Consider the following 16389-nt stretch of genomic DNA (forward strand, 5'->3'; position numbering starts at 1 on the left):
CGCTGCCACTCAGCCCTTGACCGCACCCTGTAGGCCGCCGACGATCTGCTTCTCCGCGAGCGTGAAGAAGAGCAGTGCCGGCAGCATCGCCAGCGAGGTGAAGGCAAGGACGCCGGCGGTGTCGGTGGTGTACTGGCTGGAGAAGTTCTGCACTCCCAGCGGCAGGGTGTGCAGGTTGACGTCGCCGAGGACGAGCAGCGGCAGCAGGAACGCGTTCCAGCTCGCCACGAACGCGAGGACGCCGACGGTGACCAGCGCGGGCCGCGACAGCGGCATCGCGACGCGCCACAGGAATCCGAGCCGACTCGCACCGTCGATGGCCGCGGCGTCCTCCAACTCCCTCGGGATGGCGGACAGGAAGGGACGCAGGATCACGATCGTCAGCGGCAGTGAGAAGGCGACCTGCGGGAGGATCACCGCGTAGTAGGAGTTGACCAGGTTCAGGTCACGCAGCATGAGGTAGAGCGGCAGGATCGCCGCTCCGGCCGGGAACAGCAGGCCGAGGGTGAAGAAGGTGTAGAGCCCCTCCCGCCCGCGGAAGGTGTAGCGGGCGAGCACGAACGCGGCGGCCAGCCCGAGCACGACGACGGCGAGCGTGGTGCCGAGGGCGATGACCGCGCTGTTGAACGCCTGCTGCCAGAAGTTGCTCTGGGTCAGCACCCTGGCGTAGTTGTCCCAGACGATCGGGTCGGGCAGGCCGGCCGGGTCGGCGACGATCTGCGGGGTGGTGCGGAAACCGCCGACGATCACGTAGATGACCGGGGCGATCGACACGGCCGCGACCGCGAGCGCGAGCGCGTAGGTGAGCGGCGTGCCCCAGGACGCCGGACGGCGCCCGGTGGGCCGGGAGAGAGCGGAGTTCACGGCCATCGTCACTTCGCCTTTCCGGTGATGGCGCCCGCGATGTCGCGGCGCAGCAGGAACCGCTGGAACAGCAGTGCCGCCACGAAGGAGATGGCGAACAGGATCACGGCCACGGCGTTGCCGTAGCCCCACAGCCGGGCGAAGAACCCGTTGTCCACCATGTAGGTCGCCATGGTGGCCGACGCCCCGAGCGACCGGACCGCGGGCACCGAGGTCACCCAGATGATGTCGAACACCTGAAGTGAGCCGATCATGGACAGGAACATCCAGATCCGGATCGTCGGGCCGAGCAGCGGGATCGTGACGTGCCGCTGGATCTGCCACCAGCTCGCGCCGTCGATGGCCGCCGCCTCGGTCAGCTCGTCGGGCACGTTGGACAGGCCGGCGAGCAGCAGGATGATGGCGAAGCCGACGTACTTCCAGGTGAGGACGGCCAGCAGGGTCCAGATGACCACGTCCAGGTCCGCGAGCCAGGCCTGCACCAGGCCGCCCAGTCCCAGGGACCGCAGCAGCGCGTCGACCGTGCCGTCGCCGGTCAGCAGCAGCTTCCACATGATGCCGACGGTGACCTCGGCGAGCACGTACGGCACGAACACCAGCAGGCGGAACACGGCGCGCCCACGGAAGCGACGGTTGAGCAGCAGGGCGATGCCCAGTGCGATCGGGCCCTGGATCAGCAGCGACCCGAACACGATGATGGCGTTGTTGCGTAACGCGTCGAGGAAGATCGGGTCCTGGAAGGCGAGGGTGTAGTTCCGCAGGCCGACGAACTCGGTGGGGGGTCCGACGCCGCGCCACCGGAACAGGCTGTAGTAGACCGCGAAGCCCATCGGCACCAGCACGAACATCACGTAGATGAGCACGGCCGGCGTGGTCAGCCCGATGATCTCGTACCACTTGCGGCGGGTCTCGGCTCGGCGGGCGGACGCGTGCGCGGCCGCGCGCCCGGTCGTTCGGGGGCCCGCCGGCGACGCGGAAGCGCCGCCGGCGGGCATACGGATCTGGTTGGTGGAGGTCACTTGCTTGCGGCCGCCTTCATCGCCGAGACGACCTGCTCAGGCGTCCCGTTGCCGGCGAAGATGGCGACGATGGCGTCGTTCATCGCGGTGCCGACGGTGCTGCCGAAGGCCGTGTCCAGCCAGAGCTGGACGTAGCTCGCCCCGGAGGTGGCCTCCAGGATGGACTTCAGCGCCGGGTCCTTGACGGCGTCCGCCGCGCCCTTGGCCACCGGCAGGCCGGTGCCGGTCTCGGCGTAGCCCTTCTGCACCTCCGGGCTCACGATGTACTTGAGGAACTCGACGCACTCGGCCGGGGCGCTCTTGGCACAGGAGAAGCCGTCGCCACCACCGAGGGCCGCCTTCGGGTCACCCGGCGAACCGGAGATCGCCGGCACCGGGAACCAGCCGAGGAACGACGCGAGCTTCGCCTTGTCCGTGGCAACGGTGTCCAGCGTGCCGCGGTTCCAGTCGCCCATCAGCTCCATCGCGGCCTTGCCGTTGGCGAGCATGCCGTTGGCGCTGGTCGGGTCGTTCTGGCCCGGCGTGGCGATGAAGTTGGGCTGGAACGGCTTGGTGTCGATGAACGCCTTCAGGTCCTGGCCGGCCTTGACGAAGCACGGGTCGTCGAAGACCCGCTCCGTGGAGGCCTTCTTCAGAGTGTCGACCGAGCAGGCGCGCAGGGCGAGGTTGTACCACCAGTGCGCGGCCGGCCACTTGTCACCGGCGCCCACGGCGATCGGGACGACATTGATGGCCTTGAGCTTGGTGACGGCGGCGTTGAGTTCTTCGAGGGTGGTCGGCGGCGCCGCGATGCCCGCCTTGGCGAACATGTCCTTGTTGTACCAGATGCCCTCGATGCCCATCCGGAACGGCAGGCCGTACTGCTTGCCGTTCACCTGCCAGATCTCGGCGGCGCTACCGATGTCGGCGACCTCGGCCTTGGACTGGTCGGTGATGTCCTTCAGGTAGTCGGCCTCCACCTGCTCGCGCATCTCACCGCCGCCCCACGCCTGGAAGATGTCCGGCGGGTCGTTGCTCAGCAGCGCGGCGGGCAGCCGGGTGCGCTGGAGCTGGTTGGTCTCGATCGCCTCGATCTCGATCGTGACGCTGGGGTGCAGTGCGGAGAAGTCCTTGGCGACCTTCTCCCAGTAGGTCTTGCCGGGCCCGTCCTGCGAGGCGTTGTGCCACCAGGTCAGGGTCACCGGGTTCTTGTACAGCTCAGTCTCGGGGGAAGCCTCGTCGTCGCCGCCGCTGTTGCATCCGGTAACAACGAGAACACTTGTCATAAACAGTGCCAGGACGGCACCTCTACGGCGCTTCATCGCCATCGATGTCTCCTCGACTAGTCAGTCGCGGTACTCGGCCTGCGGGGGAGTTTTACAGTCATGTAACTCTATGTCAATCGGTATCGATAACGTTTTCGAGTCGCTCGTGACGCGCCCCGGGTGGCAGCCCTATCATCATCGGCGTGGTGTTCCCGCAGCGCGTCAAGATGTCGGATGTCGCACGTACCGCCGGCGTCTCGGTCGCGACCGTATCGAAGGTCGTCAATGGGCGGTACGGCGTCGCCCAGGCGACCGTGGAGCGCGTCCAGCAGGTCATCCACGAACTCGGTTACGAGGCCAGCCTGGGGGCGCAGAGCCTGCGCAGCCACCGCACCAACGTGCTCGGCATCCTGGTCGCCGAGTTCGAGCCGTTCTCGACCGAGTTGCTCAAGGGGGCGTCCCGGGAGGTCGCGGGCAGCGGATACCAACTGCTGGCCTACTCCAGCGGCGACGGCGAGGGTGCCGCCATCGGATGGGAAAGGCGCTCCCTGGCCCGCCTGTCCGGCACGCTCATCGACGGGGCCGTGATCGTCACGCCGACCGTGGTGGAGACCAACGACAGCTTCCACGTCGTGGCCGTCGACCCGCACACCGGGCCGTCCGGCCTGCCCACCGTCGATTCGGACAACTTCGCCGGGGCCGTGCTGGCGACCAACTACCTGCTGTCCCTCGGTCACCGGCGGATCGGGCACATCAGCGGACGCGCCGACCTGGAGTCCGCGCGGCTGCGCGAGGCGGGGTTCCGGCGGGCGATGGCCGACGCCGGCGTGCCGGTGGACGAGCGGCTCGTCCGGGTCGGCGGGTTCCGGATCGAGAGCGCCGCCGGTACGGCAGCGGAACTGCTCGCCCTCACCGACCGGCCGAGCGCGATCTTCGCGGGCAACGACCTCTCCGCCATCTCCACGATGGACGTGGCCCGCGACATGGGCCTCTCGGTGCCCGACGACCTGTCGGTGATCGGCTTCGACAACGTGCCGGAGTCGGCGCTGGTCAACCCGCCGCTGACCACCATCATGCAACCGATCCAGCGGATGGGCGCCGAGGCGTTGCGCCTGCTGATAGACCTGGTCGCCGGCGCCGAGCGGGACACGCACATCCGGCTCCCCACCGAGCTCGTGATCCGCTCGTCCTGCCGTCCGCGGCACTGACGCCCTCATCCGGACAGCCGCACGGGTCGGGGTGCGTCGCCGCTGCCGAGCCGCCAGCGGGCGGCGCTGTCGCGCACGACGAGTTCGGTCGCCAGTTCCACCCGCGGGCTCTCGATCCGCTCGCCCTGGGCCAGGCGCAGGACGGTACGGGCGGCGAGCATGCCCATCTCCGCCAGGGGCTGCCGGACGGTGGTCAGCGGTGGCGAGCACCAACGAACCTCCGGCAGGTCGTCGAAGCCCACGACGCTGACGTCGTCGGGCACCCGCAGGCCGCGCCGCCGGACGGCCTCGTAAACACCGAGGGCCATCTGGTCACTGGAGGCGAAGATGGCGGTGGGCGGGTCGGCCAGCCCCAGCAGGTGGTTGCCGCCGGCGAAGCCGGCCTCGTGGTAGAAGTTGCCCTGGCAGATCAGCTGGTCGTCGACGCCGAGGCCGGCGGTCTCCAGCGCCGCCCGGTAGCCGTCGAGGCGCGCCCGACTGCACATCAGCTGCGGCGGCCCGGCGATGAAGCCGATCCGCCGGTGGCCGAGACCGAGCAGGTACTCGATGGCGCGCAGGCTGCCCATCCAGTTCGTCGCGCCGATCGTGGGCGCCTCCTGCGGCGGCACGCCGGCCGGGTCGACGATGACGGCGGGGATCCTGAGGCGGCGAAGCTCCTCCTGCAACGGCGGCTCCAGGGTGGAGGTCACGAAGATGACCCCCTCGGTGGACCGCACGCGGATGTTGTGCAGCCACTGCCGGGCCGACGAGCTGCGCCGGTGGATCGCGGACACCACGGTGCCGATGCCGGCCGCGTGCGCGACGTCCTCGACGCCCCGGATGATCTCCACCGCCCACGGGCTGTCCAGGTCGTTGAAGACCAGGTCGACCAGGGCTGAACTGGCCCGCGCGCTCGGCGGCCGGCGGCGGTAACCGTGCCGGCTGAGCAACTCCTCCACCCGCTCCCGGGTCTGCGGTGAGACATCGGAGCGGCCGTTGAGGACCCGCGAGACGGTCGGCACCGAGACACCGGCCAGGCGGGCGATCGCCGCGATGGTGATCTTCCGGGGTTGGTCCGAGGTCACGGGTGCCCTTTCGACGTCGCCGGGCCCCACGACGGCGCGTTCCCGGCCGGGCAGCTGGCGGATCCGCGAGCGCTGACACACCGGAACTTTCATCGAAAGACCGGCAAGTTTCGGGTCGATGGCCGGTACGTTACGACGCGCTCCCGCCCGGGTCAAGGCCCTGTCAATGGTTGCGACAAGCCGTTACGGTGTGCAGGAATCCTGGAACTTACCGGGACAAGTTCCGGAAGCTCGGCGGTGGACCGAACCACAAGGAGCCGTACATGTCGACGGAGATCGCAGACGTGGCCACGACCGTCCGGTCGATCCACAACCCGGTCCTCACCGGGTTCCATCCGGATCCCTCGATCCTGCGCGTGGGCGACGACTACTACCTGGCCACCTCGACCTTCGAGTGGTATCCGGGGGTCCGCGTGCACCATTCGCGCGACCTCGTCCACTGGCGCGCGCTCGGCGGGATCATCACCGACCGGCGACTGCTGGACCTGCGCGGCTGCGGCGACTCCAACGGCGTGTGGGCGCCCGACCTGACCTACCACGACGGGCTGTTCCACCTGGTCTACAGCGACGTCGCCAGCTTCGCCAGCGGCTACTGGGATCCGCAGAACTACCTGGTCACCGCGCCGGACATCAGCGGGCCCTGGTCGGATCCGGTGAAGCTGCACTCGCACGGCTTCGACGCCGCGTTCTTCCACGACAGCGACGGCAGCTCCTGGCTGCTGAGCATGAGCGCGGACTGGCGGCCCGGACGGGACCGGTTCGGCGGGATCGAGATCCAGCGCTACGACCGCGAACAGCGGCGGCTGGTGGGCGAGGCGCGGATCATCTTCCGCGGCACCCCGGCCGGGCTGACCGAGGGGCCGCACGTGTACCGCCGGGACGGCTGGTACTGGCTGGTCACGGCCGAGGGGGGTACGAGCTGGGAGCACCAGGTCACGGTGGCCCGCTCCCGACACCTGCTCGGCCCGTACCTGGCCGACCCGAGCGGCCCGTTGCTCACCTCCGTGGGCCGCCCCGACCTGCGGCTGCAGAAGGCCGGGCACGGCTGCCTGGTGCGGACGCAGCACGGAGACTGGTACCTGGCCCACCTCGCGGCCCGCCCGTACTCGCCGCTGGGCCGGTGCGTCCTCGGCCGGGAGACCGCGATCCAGCGCGTCGACTGGCCCACCGGGCAGTGGCCGCGGATCCCCGGCGGCGTGCCGGCCGACACCGTCGTCGCGCCGGGCCTGCCTCCACACCCGTGGCCGGACGAGCCCGCGACCGACCACTTCGACACCCCCGACCTGGCTGCCTGCTGGTCGACGCTGCGTCGCCCGGCCGGCCCGGACTGGCTCGACCTGCGCACCCGCCCGTCGCACCTGCGGATCCAGGGTGGACAGTCGCCGGTCGGCAAGCAGAGCCCCAGCCTGGTGGGCCGGCGGGTGGGTGCCGAGCGGTGCGCCCTGGAGACGGTGGTCGAGTTCGACCCCGTCGATCACCGGCACCTGGCCGGACTGACCGCGTACTACAACACCCTCAACTGGCACTACCTCTACCTCAGCCGGGCCGACGACGGCCGGCGGGTGCTGGAACTGCTCAGCTGTGACCGGGGCCGGCGGACCCCGTACCCGGAACTCACCGTCGACGTCGGCGACGGCGCCCGGGTCGGCCTGCGCGCGCGGTTCGACGGGCCGGTGGTGCGCTTCTCCTACGACCTCGGCGCCGGCTGGCGGGACCTGCCGGTGGACCTGGACGCCACCATCCTCTCCGACGAGCACGCCGCGCTCGTCGTCGACGGCGAGCCGGCGGCCTGGGGCTTCACCGGCGCCTTCCTCGGCCTGTGGGTGCAGGACCTCGGCGGCGACGGCGTGTACGCCGACTTCGACGAGGCCACCTACCGACAGGACGACCGGCCCGCCGGCAGTTGACGGAAGACATCGATCCTCGTAACCTCTCGGGCTAATTACCGAAATACTTCCGGAAGTTTCGGAAGCCGTCCGACGCCACCGGACACCCGTCCCTCCACCCACCCGGCGTCCTCTCGTACCACCACCGCCGTCGGCCCACGGGCCGACCCGCTTCGCGGAAGGAACCCCATGAAGCTGAGACGCTGGATCGCCACCGGCGCGGTAGCGATGGCGACCCTCGCCACCCTGAACATCGCCCCCGCCACGGCGGGCCGCCCGTACGATCCCAGCAACCAGAGCCTGCGCAACCTGGCCATGCGGCACGGCCTGCACGTGGGCACCGCCGTCGACCTGGCCGCCCTGAACGACACCACCGATCCCCGCTACCGCGAGATCGCCGGATCCGAGTTCTCCAGCGTCACCGCCGAGAACGCGATGAAGTGGGAGAGCCTGGAGCCCACCCGGGGCACCTACAACTGGGGGCCGGCCGACGAGCTGATGGCCTTCGCGCGCCAGCACCACCAGCGCGTACGCGGGCACGTGCTGGTCTGGCACAACCAGCTGCCGGCCTGGCTGACCAGCGGGGTCGCCGACGGCTCGATCAGCACCACCGAGCTGCGCCAGATCCTGCGTGACCACATCACCGCCGTGGTCACCCGCTACAAGGGCAAGATCTGGCAGTGGGACGTGGTCAACGAGGCGGTCAGCGACCCGTGGGACACCCCGTCCACCCTGCACTACAAGGGTTTCTGGGCCGAGCATCTGGGACCGGGCTACATCGCCGACGCGTTCCGCTGGGCCCGCGCCGCCGATCCGAAGGCGCTGCTGTTCTACAACGACTACAACATCGAGGCCTTCGGCTCCGGTAACCCGGCGGACGACAAGACCCAGTTCGTCTACGAGATGGCCCGGGAATTGCGGGCCAAGGGCGTGCCGATCGACGGGATCGGGAGCCAGGGCCACCTGGGTACGCAGTACGGCAACTTCAACACCTTCCAGGTGTCCGCCGCGCTCAAGAAGTTCGCGGGGCTGGGGCTGGCGACCGCGTTCACCGAGGTGGACGTGCGCAGCCAGCTCACCGAGGCCGTCCAGGCCGGCGACTCCGCCGAGATCAACCCGAGGCTCCAGGCTTCGGCGGCGAACTTCAGCGTGCTGATGCGGGCCTGCCTGTCCTCGCCGCACTGCCTGTCGTTCACGCTCTGGGGCTTCGACGACAAGCACTCCTGGGTGCCGGGCTGGTTCGACGACCCGCCCGAGGGCCTGGCCACCGTCTACGACGAGAACTACCAGCCCAAGCTGGCGTACCACGAGCTGAAGGCCGACCTGATCTATTCCGGGCCGCCCTTCGTCCTGCCCCGCGTGCCGCACCACCCGCGCCGATAGGCACGCTGCCCGGTCCGGTGAACGACCGGCCCTGTTCCTTCGCGGCCCGAACCAGTTCGGCGGCGGCTTCGGCCGCCGCCGACGGCTCGGGCCGCTTGCCACGTCCGGTCCGGCCGTCGCGCCGCAGGGGGTCCGTCGTCGTCCGGGGGACGCGTGAGTGGCCCTGATTCTTCACCTCGATGTCGCCGACCCATGGCATCGATGACGTGTCCAGGTCGGTCCGCGGGAGTTGGTTGTCAAGGCGTCGCACCACTTCTGCACAGGAGCTGAGCCCCATGCCCTCGTCTCGCCGTACCTTCCTCGCCGGCGGCGCCGCCGCCGGGGTGGGCCTTGCCGTCGTCGGCGGCCTCCCGTCCCTGGCCCAGGCCCACCCGGGTCGTCCCCGCCCGCCGGCCCGGCCGGGCGACGTGCCCTTCCCGCCGCTCGTGGACGACCCCGACGGCATTCTGGCCCTGCCCGCCGGCTTCCGCTACACGGTGGTGACCCGCACCGGTGTGACCCGCCTCGACGGCGGCCAGGGCCTGACACCGGCCGACCACGATGGCATGGCCGTCTTCGACGCCGGCCGTGGCCGGTACACCCTGATCCAGAACCACGAGATGGACCCGGGTGCCGAGTTCGGCGTACCGCACGTCAAGGGGACCGTCTACGACCCCGGCGCGGTGGACGCCGGCGGCTGCACCGTGATCAGAACCGACCGCGCGGGCCGCAACCACGGGGAGTTCGTCGCCCTCTCCGGCACCGTCGCCAACTGCGCCGGTGGACCGACCCCGTGGGGCACGTGGTTGACCTGCGAGGAGACCGAGGACCGGGCCGGCGACCAGTGGGCGGAGGACGGCCGTTCGGGCGTCTTCCAGAAGGACCACGGCTATGTCTTCGAGGTCTGGGCCGACGGCAGCGCGGACCCGAGGCCGATCAGGTGCCTGGGCCGCTACGCGCACGAGGCCCTGGCGATCGACCGGGACCGCACCAGGATCTACCTCTCCGAGGACGCCGACGAACCCAACGGGCTCTTCTACCGCTGGACCGCCCCCCGCGGCGTCCGGCTCGGCCCCGGCGTGCTCACCCGCCTCGCTCCGGACGCCGGTGTCCTCGCCGCGATGCAGATCATCATGGACGACGGATCGGTGCTGCCGGACGTCGCCTACCTGACCTCCGCCCAGTTGGGCCGCCCGTTCCCGGTCCGGTGGATCGAGGTGCCCGAGCGCGACGCCCGCACCACGCCGGTACGGGAGCAGTTCACCGACGGCCAGGTCACCCGAGGACGCAAGTTCGAGGGCGTGTGGGGCACCGACGAGGGCGTGTACGTCGTCAACTCCTACGCGTGGGAGGAGGCCGACCTGCCCGCGGACGCCGTCCCGCACGACGGCATGGTGTGGTTCTACGACTACCGCGCGCAGACCATCCAGCTGGTGACGTACTTTCCGCACCAGCGGCAGTCCGAGGAGGGCACACCGGTCCGGTACACCGACCTCACCTTCGACGGGCCGGACAACGTGACCGTCACCCCGTGGGGAAGCCTCGTGCTCGCCGAGGACGGCTCGGGTGCCTCCCACGTGCTCAGCACGATCCCGGGCGGCCCCACCTACGCGATCGCCCGCAACCAGCTCAACGACTCCGAGTTCTGCGGGCCGACATTCAGTGCCGACGGCAAGGTGCTCTTCGTCAACATGCAGGACCCCGGGCTCACCCTGGCCATCACCGGCCCGTGGGAGAAGTACCTGGGATAGCGGAGTCGGACCGCCGGGTGGGGGTCCGGCGTGGGCCGGTCCCCCACCGCGCGTCGGTGCCCGGCGACCGCACCGACATCGGGCCCGGACCGACGAGCACGGCTCGGTGCCATACTGACGGGCGGGTCGCCCATCCGACCCACCGCACTCGGATGCTCACCTCAGGGACAGGTCGTCGATGCACCTCCATCCGGGCGAGACCGAAGCCGCCGGCTGGCGGGTGGTGACTTTGCTCGACGCCGTTCGACACCTGCGCGAAGCGTCGCCCAACGTCACCGGACGTCCCCGGGTGATCGCGATCGACGGCCGGGGCGGCGCCGGCAAGACGAGCCTGGCGGGGCGGCTGGCCACGGTGGTGCCCCACTCCGCCGTCGTGCACACCGACGACATCGCCTGGAACCACGCCTACTTCGACTGGGGCGCCGTGCTCGCCGAGAACATCCTGCGACCCTTGCATCGCGGTGCGGCGGTGGACTTCCGCCCCGATGCCTGGGTGAAGCACGACCGGCCCGGGTCGATCGTCGTCCCCGCCGGCACCGAGCACGTCTGGGTCGAGGGCACCGGCACCATCCGCGAGGAGCTCGCCCCGTGGTGGGACGCCTCGGTGTGGATCCAGGGCGACCTCGACGAACAGGAACGCCTGTTGGTCGTTCGAGACGGTGACTCCCCCGAGCAGCTGGAGCACGTGGCGGACTGGCTACGGGAGGAGCTGCCGTTCCTGCTGCGCGAACAGCCGTGGACCCGGGCCACCATGATCGTCGCCGGCCCTCCCCACCTCGGCCACGACCCGGACACCGAACTGGTCGTCGCCCCGCCGACGAGCCAGTGAACGCATCGCAGATCCGCAGTTCGGCGATGTCCCGGAGCACTACTACGTCCACAACGCGCACCGTGGTGAGACGCTGCACCGATCCGCCGCCGACTCCATCCGGCGCATCGACCAGGGTCGCCTGGTCGAGGATGGCGCCCACGACGACCTGGTCGCCACCGGCGGTCGGTACGCCGAACTGTTCGCGCTGCAGGCGGCAGGCTATGTCTCCGTCCTGAGCCGGAACGCCCAGGTTCAGCACCAACGCCAGCCGAACTCGCGCTGAGCAGCGCCACCACGGACGCGGTTCCAGCCCGACGGATCTAGTTGGCGGGGAGAGGCACCAACGGTGCGCCCTGCTCCACACACAGCGGCACACCGCGGTAGTGCGCGGTGACCACGGCGGCGTCGCGGTCCGGGTCGCCGACGCCCACGGTGACGCACTCCCCGATGGTGGTCCCCACGCTGTGCACGCTCACGCCCCGCTGCCGCCAGTAGTCCACGTCACGGACAACCCGCTCGGCCTGCCGATCAAGCGCCAGAGCGGCATGCTCGGCGTCGACGAAGCGCACCGTGACGTGCGGGACGAGCCGGCGTACCGCCTCGTCGAAGCCGGCGGCCGGCACCCGGTGCACCAGCAGCACGTCGGCGGGTAGGTCGAGACTGACTCCGGCGTACACATCGGGCCAGCGCACGCCGATTGCGTCAACCGCTCCGGCGGCGTCCGTGAGCGCCTGCTGACCGGGCCAGTACGACTGCTCACTGTGGGGAGACGGACCCGAGGCGGACGCGGTCGGCGCGGCGCACGCGGCGCAGAGGGCGAGCAGCGGCAGCGCCAGCAACGCGGGAACACGACGCGGCATCGGTAACCTCCTTCAGCGACATTGACCAACCAGCCGGATACTACGGACGAAACGGCCGCCGTTTCGGTGGAACGGCCACCCGAGGAGGCACGGAGTGCGGAACCTCTACGTCGTCACACATCCGGAGGCGACGCACCACGTCGACGGGCTGGTCGGCGGATGGTTCGATTCCGACCTCACCGAGCGCGGCCTCGATCACGCCGGGCGGATCGCGGAGGCGTTGGGCGGACGGCTTCCGGCCGATGCCGCCGTCGAGCTGTTCTCGTCCGACCTGCTTCGCGCCCGCCGGACAGCAGAGATCATCGGCAAGCAGCTCGGGGTCGGCGTGGTGATCGACACCGATCTGCGGGAGAAGTCGTACGGCGAGGCGGGGGGACGGCCACAGGCGTGGCTGGACGAGCGGTTCGTACCGCCGCCCGCCGTCGGCGAGCGGATGCGCCATGACGAGGGCGTACTCGGGGCCGAGACGAAGTGGGAGCTGGCTGTCCGGGCGTACGCGGCGCTGGAGCGCATCCTGCGGTCGGAGGTGGGGCATCAGGTCGTGGTGACCCACGGGATGACGGCCACGTTCCTGCTCGCGGCGTGGATCGGCATGCCCATCGACGCGGCGGGCCTGGTGGGCTTCCGCTTCTCGGCCGGGGGGATCACGCTGCTGCGGGAGGACGACTACTTCCACAACCGTGGGGTCGTCCATCTCGACGACACCAGCCACCTGACGTAGTGCCGGGACTGGCTGACGTTGTCGACGCCCGCGCGGCACATCGGGCGTCAGGTGAACGCGGAGGGTAGGCCGAGTTCGGCTCGGGCCACCTCGATGAAACGGCGTTCGGCCTCCCACAGCGCGTCGAACCGGTCGGCCGGCAACGCCTCGGCAGCGCTGTCCGCCCGCGTGGCCGCCAGGAGCCGGGCCTGCCGTACCAGCGCCGACGAGCCGTTCACCACATCGGGTTGACCGGCCACCAACCGGAGCGCGGTCTTGGTGCTCTCCAGCCGCTCCCGGTAGCGGCTGCCCGCGTCGTCGAAGAACGGCATCAGCTCACCCGGATCGCGTGGACGCGGCACCGCGGTGATGCGGGCGGCCGGGTTCAGGGTGAAGGCCACGTACTCCCGGACCGCGCCGAGGAAGTCGGTGTACGCGCCCAGCCGGATGTCCCGCCACTGTCGTTCCTGGTCACGCCGCCACAACCGGTCCTGAGCGCGGACGGTGAGCCACCCACCGATCAGGACCGCCAGCATGGTCGTCGTCGCGGTCACGCACACCTGGATCAGACTCACCGCACCACCGCTCACGTCGAACTGCGCTTCACCATACCGACCGGTGTACAGCGACCACGGTCCATGGTCAGATCCGGCGGAGGACCAGCGTCACGAAGCCCAGCACGTCGCGGTATCCGCCCAGCCACTGCTCGCGGTGCTCCCGGGCGGCGGCGAGCGCCCCGGCGGCGTCCGGGTGGCCGGGGTTGTCCAGCGCCCACTCGGTGAGCGAGCCGATCCACGACCACTCGTAGTCGTCCCACTCGGCGGCGTCGCTGACATGGGCGTACACCGGCGTCCAGCCGGCCTGCTCGGCGGCGTCGACCAGGCCGGGAAGGTCGGTGAAGTCGGCAGGCTTCGCGTCCAGCGCCGCGAGCGCCTCCGCGGTCGGCGGGACCTGCCAGAATCCCTCGCCGACCAGGAGGATGCCGTCGGCGTTCACGTGCCGACCGGCCAGCCGAAGCGTCCCGCCGAACCCGCCGAACGCGTGGGTCGACCCGACGCACAGCACCAGGTCGTAGTCGCCGTCGGCCACGTAGCTCCGGGCGTCGCGCTCGTGCAGCGTGAGCCGGTCGGCGAGGCCGCGGTCGGCGGCGGCGCTCGCGGCGCGTTCCAGGGCGTACGGGCTGACGTCCACGCCGTCCGCGTGCCCGTCCGGGTACTGCGCGAGGGCCTGCAACGCCCACGCTCCCGGCCCGCAGCCGAGGTCGAGGACACGAGCCGACGGTTGACGGCCCGCTCGACGGAGCAACCGGTTGACGTTGACCCCGGAGATCGGTGCCGCGATCGGGTGGTGTGCGTGCGCGATGCTGCTGAGGCGGTGACGATCCATCGACCAAGTCAACACGAGCCCGTCCGCCGCCCGCACGCGGATTGTCCTGTCGGGAACCCGCTACCCGTACGCTCCTCACGAACTCGCGGCCGTGAGGTGAAGTGGAGACGCCCACCGATGAGAGACCGGTACGCCAACCTGGCCCGTACCCGGGTCATGGATCCCGAGCAGGACTACCTGACCATCTACCAGACGATGCTGCGCTACGAGTTCCCGTGGGACATGAAGCTCGGGCTCAACCTCGCCTTCAACCGGTCCTTCTCCGTCCCCGCCATCGCCGCCCTGCACACCGCCACCGGTGAGTTGACCGAACGCACCCAGAAGCGGATCGACGACACCGGCCTGCTGATGTACGAGATGGTCCTCAACGGATTCGACCAGCCCCGGGGCCGGGACGCGCTGCGGCGGATCAACCAGATCCACCGCCCGTACGACATCGGCAACGACGACTACCGCTACGTCCTCGGCTGCCTGGTGGTGATCCCGACCCGGTGGCTAGAGAAGTACGGCTGGCGCCGGCCCTGCTGCCACGAGCGGCAGGCCACCTACCTGTTCTACCGGGAGCTGGGCCGCCGGATGGGCATCACGGACATCCCCGGGTCCTACCCGGAGTTCGAGACCTGGTTCGACGCCCACGACGCCGCCCACCTGAAGCCCAACGACGACGCGGCGGCGATCGAACGGGCCACCCGGATGCTGCTGCTCACCCGACTCCCCCGGGTGCTCGCCCCGCTGGGCAACGCACTGGTCAGCGCCATGTACGACGCGCCACTGCGACGCGCGACGCGGGTCGAGCCACCGGCGTGGCCGGTCCGGGCCGGCCTGCACCTGGGGTTGAAGATGCGCGCACGGCTGCAACGGTGGTTCGGCACGCCACGAACCACGGCGCTGTTCGCCGACGGGATCAAGGCCAAGAGCTACCCCGAGGGGTACGAGATCAGCCAGCTCGGTCCTCGACAGGACCACGCGCGTGAACCGGCCGGGCTCGCCGATCAATGAGTTTCGGGTCGTGCGGACGTCACAGGTGCAGGACCGCGCCGCACCGGCGCGCCGACACCCGGAGGAGAACCATGGCGAAGCTCATCTACTCGATGGTCACCTCGCTCGACGGCTACGCCGAGGCGGCGGAGGGCGGCCTCGGCACCGGGGCCGACGATCCGGAGGTGCACACCTTCATCAACGACCTCTTCCGCCCCGTCGGCACCTACCTCTACGGCCGCCGGATGTACGAGACGATGGTCTACTGGGAGACCGCCCACACCGAGCCCGACCAGCCGCCGCACATCCGGCAGTACGCCCGCGACTGGCAGGCCGCGGAAAAGATCGTCTACTCCACGACGCTGGAGTCGGTGTCCAGCGCGAAGACCAGGATCGAGCGGACCTTCGACCCGGACGCGGTACGTAACCTCAAGGCCGAGGCGGATCGTGACCTCACCGTCGACGGCCCGAACCTCGCGGCCCAGGCGATCGCGGCCGGCCTGGTGGACGAGTACCAACTGTTCATCACCACGACCGTGGTCGGCGGCGGCAAGCGGTTCTTCCCCGACGGCGTACGGCTCGATCTCGAACTGGTCGACGAGCGTGCCTTCGGCAGCGGGCTGATCTACGCGCGCTACCGGACCCGCTGAGCCGGACCGGTGGGTGCCGCTGCCGGCGGCCGGGCCGGGACAGGTGAGCCTGGTCGCGGGCGGGCACTATCGTGCTGGCGTGCACATCCGATTCGACGTCCCAGCCGATCCCGCCTACCCAGGCCGCGTGGCCGCCGCGCTCAGCAGTGTCCGCCTGCGCAGGTACCGCTATGTCGGCGCGGTGCTGGCGGCGGTCGGGGCGATCATCTTCGCCGTCTCGCGGGGCTTCGCGTGGGGTGATCAGGTCTCGTCGCTGTGCCTGGCGCTGGTCGTCAGTGGCCTGCTGTCGATGCTGTACTCGCCGTGGGTGCGGTGGCGCGCCCGACGACGCTCTGGTCGCTACGCGGTCGACGGCGCCTACGACATCACCGACGACAACATCATGATGCGCAGCGGGTCGGAGTCCGGCGGCATCGCCTGGGAAGGCGTCGCCCAGGTGAGGGGTACCCCGGATTTCTGGATCGTCTACGTCGGCCGGATGCCGGCGACCGTGATCCCGCGCTGGTTGATGTCCGCCGAGGACGCCGAGACCCTGCGAACCCACCTGGCTGACCGTGGGCTGCTCCGGCCCCGGTGAAGCGCCCGCCGGGCCGACGCACCGCGTCA

Annotated in this window: 16 protein-coding genes; 9 read left to right on the forward strand and 7 right to left on the reverse strand. The window is 70.3% G+C overall.

Translation table 11 applies throughout. The features are described from left to right. Positions 1-9: 9 nt before the first annotated feature. Genes D7223_RS05710 through D7223_RS05720 form a run of 3 tightly spaced genes read right to left on the reverse strand, consistent with a single transcriptional unit; the run spans position 10 to position 3190 of the window. A complete protein-coding gene (locus D7223_RS05710) occupies positions 10-876 on the reverse strand; it encodes a carbohydrate ABC transporter permease (RefSeq protein WP_120725473.1) in 867 nt (288 codons plus the stop codon). Then, the gene (locus D7223_RS05715) at positions 873-1883 is read right to left on the reverse strand and encodes a carbohydrate ABC transporter permease (protein WP_120725476.1); all 1011 of its coding nucleotides are present in this window, start codon (positions 1881-1883) and stop codon (positions 873-875) included. The genes D7223_RS05710 and D7223_RS05715 overlap by 4 nt, the downstream gene beginning before the upstream one ends. Next, positions 1880-3190: an extracellular solute-binding protein gene (locus D7223_RS05720; RefSeq protein ID WP_120725478.1), complete on the reverse strand. Its 1311-nt coding sequence runs from the start codon at positions 3188-3190 to the stop codon at positions 1880-1882. The genes D7223_RS05715 and D7223_RS05720 overlap by 4 nt, the downstream gene beginning before the upstream one ends. Before the next feature lie 140 nt (positions 3191-3330). Between D7223_RS05720 and D7223_RS05725 the strand changes: the two genes are divergently transcribed. After that, positions 3331-4335 carry a LacI family DNA-binding transcriptional regulator gene (locus D7223_RS05725; RefSeq protein ID WP_120725480.1) on the forward strand — a complete coding sequence of 335 codons (1005 nt, stop codon included), beginning with the start codon at positions 3331-3333 and terminating at the stop codon, positions 4333-4335. 5 nt (positions 4336-4340) lie between these two features. On the opposite strand, the gene D7223_RS05730 is transcribed toward D7223_RS05725, so the two are convergent. Beyond that, the gene (locus D7223_RS05730; protein WP_120725483.1) at positions 4341-5399 is read right to left on the reverse strand and encodes a LacI family DNA-binding transcriptional regulator; all 1059 of its coding nucleotides are present in this window, start codon (positions 5397-5399) and stop codon (positions 4341-4343) included. A 263-nt stretch (positions 5400-5662) separates the two neighbouring features. Here D7223_RS05730 and D7223_RS05735 point away from each other — a divergent pair, with 263 nt between their 5' ends. The 4 genes from D7223_RS05735 to D7223_RS05750 all read left to right on the forward strand — a co-directional run bounded on the left by D7223_RS05735 (position 5663) and on the right by D7223_RS05750 (position 11227). Next, the gene (locus tag D7223_RS05735; RefSeq protein WP_120725485.1) at positions 5663-7306 is read left to right on the forward strand and encodes a glycoside hydrolase family 43 protein; all 1644 of its coding nucleotides are present in this window, start codon (positions 5663-5665) and stop codon (positions 7304-7306) included. 168 nt (positions 7307-7474) lie between these two features. Continuing rightward, a complete protein-coding gene (locus D7223_RS05740; protein WP_120725487.1) occupies positions 7475-8668 on the forward strand; it encodes an endo-1,4-beta-xylanase in 1194 nt (397 codons plus the stop codon). Positions 8669-8943: 275 nt separating this feature from the next. Then, the gene (locus D7223_RS05745; protein ID WP_120725489.1) at positions 8944-10398 is read left to right on the forward strand and encodes an alkaline phosphatase PhoX; all 1455 of its coding nucleotides are present in this window, start codon (positions 8944-8946) and stop codon (positions 10396-10398) included. 178 nt (positions 10399-10576) lie between these two features. Beyond that, complete coding sequence (locus D7223_RS05750; RefSeq protein WP_120725491.1) at positions 10577-11227, forward strand: uridine kinase family protein; 651 nt, start codon at positions 10577-10579, stop codon at positions 11225-11227. 302 nt (positions 11228-11529) lie between these two features. Here the strand turns inward: D7223_RS05750 and D7223_RS05760 are convergent, their stop codons facing one another. After that, positions 11530-12069, reverse strand: a complete 540-nt coding sequence (locus tag D7223_RS05760; RefSeq protein WP_147252533.1) for a hypothetical protein — start codon at positions 12067-12069, stop codon at positions 11530-11532. A 94-nt stretch (positions 12070-12163) separates the two neighbouring features. On the opposite strand from D7223_RS05760, the gene D7223_RS05765 reads away from it, so the two are divergent. After that, positions 12164-12790, forward strand: a complete 627-nt coding sequence (locus D7223_RS05765; RefSeq protein ID WP_120725495.1) for a histidine phosphatase family protein — start codon at positions 12164-12166, stop codon at positions 12788-12790. A gap of 47 nt (positions 12791-12837) precedes the next feature. On the opposite strand, the gene D7223_RS05770 is transcribed toward D7223_RS05765, so the two are convergent. Continuing rightward, a complete protein-coding gene (locus D7223_RS05770; RefSeq protein ID WP_147252534.1) occupies positions 12838-13344 on the reverse strand; it encodes a hypothetical protein in 507 nt (168 codons plus the stop codon). Between the two features lie 67 nt (positions 13345-13411). Next, the gene (locus tag D7223_RS05775) at positions 13412-14155 is read right to left on the reverse strand and encodes an SAM-dependent methyltransferase (RefSeq protein ID WP_120725829.1); all 744 of its coding nucleotides are present in this window, start codon (positions 14153-14155) and stop codon (positions 13412-13414) included. 117 nt (positions 14156-14272) lie between these two features. Here D7223_RS05775 and D7223_RS05780 point away from each other — a divergent pair, with 117 nt between their 5' ends. From D7223_RS05780 to D7223_RS05790, 3 genes are all read left to right on the forward strand, one after another. Continuing rightward, positions 14273-15154, forward strand: coding sequence for an oxygenase MpaB family protein (locus D7223_RS05780; RefSeq protein WP_120725499.1), 882 nt, complete (start codon positions 14273-14275; stop codon positions 15152-15154). 71 nt (positions 15155-15225) lie between these two features. Beyond that, positions 15226-15783 carry a dihydrofolate reductase family protein gene (locus D7223_RS05785; protein WP_120725501.1) on the forward strand — a complete coding sequence of 186 codons (558 nt, stop codon included), beginning with the start codon at positions 15226-15228 and terminating at the stop codon, positions 15781-15783. A 79-nt stretch (positions 15784-15862) separates the two neighbouring features. Continuing rightward, positions 15863-16360: a YcxB family protein gene (locus tag D7223_RS05790; RefSeq protein ID WP_120725832.1), complete on the forward strand. Its 498-nt coding sequence runs from the start codon at positions 15863-15865 to the stop codon at positions 16358-16360. Positions 16361-16389 lie beyond the last annotated feature (29 nt).

It is taken from the genome of Micromonospora endolithica, assembly GCF_003626595.1.
Lineage (GTDB): Bacteria > Actinomycetota > Actinomycetes > Mycobacteriales > Micromonosporaceae > Micromonospora > Micromonospora endolithica.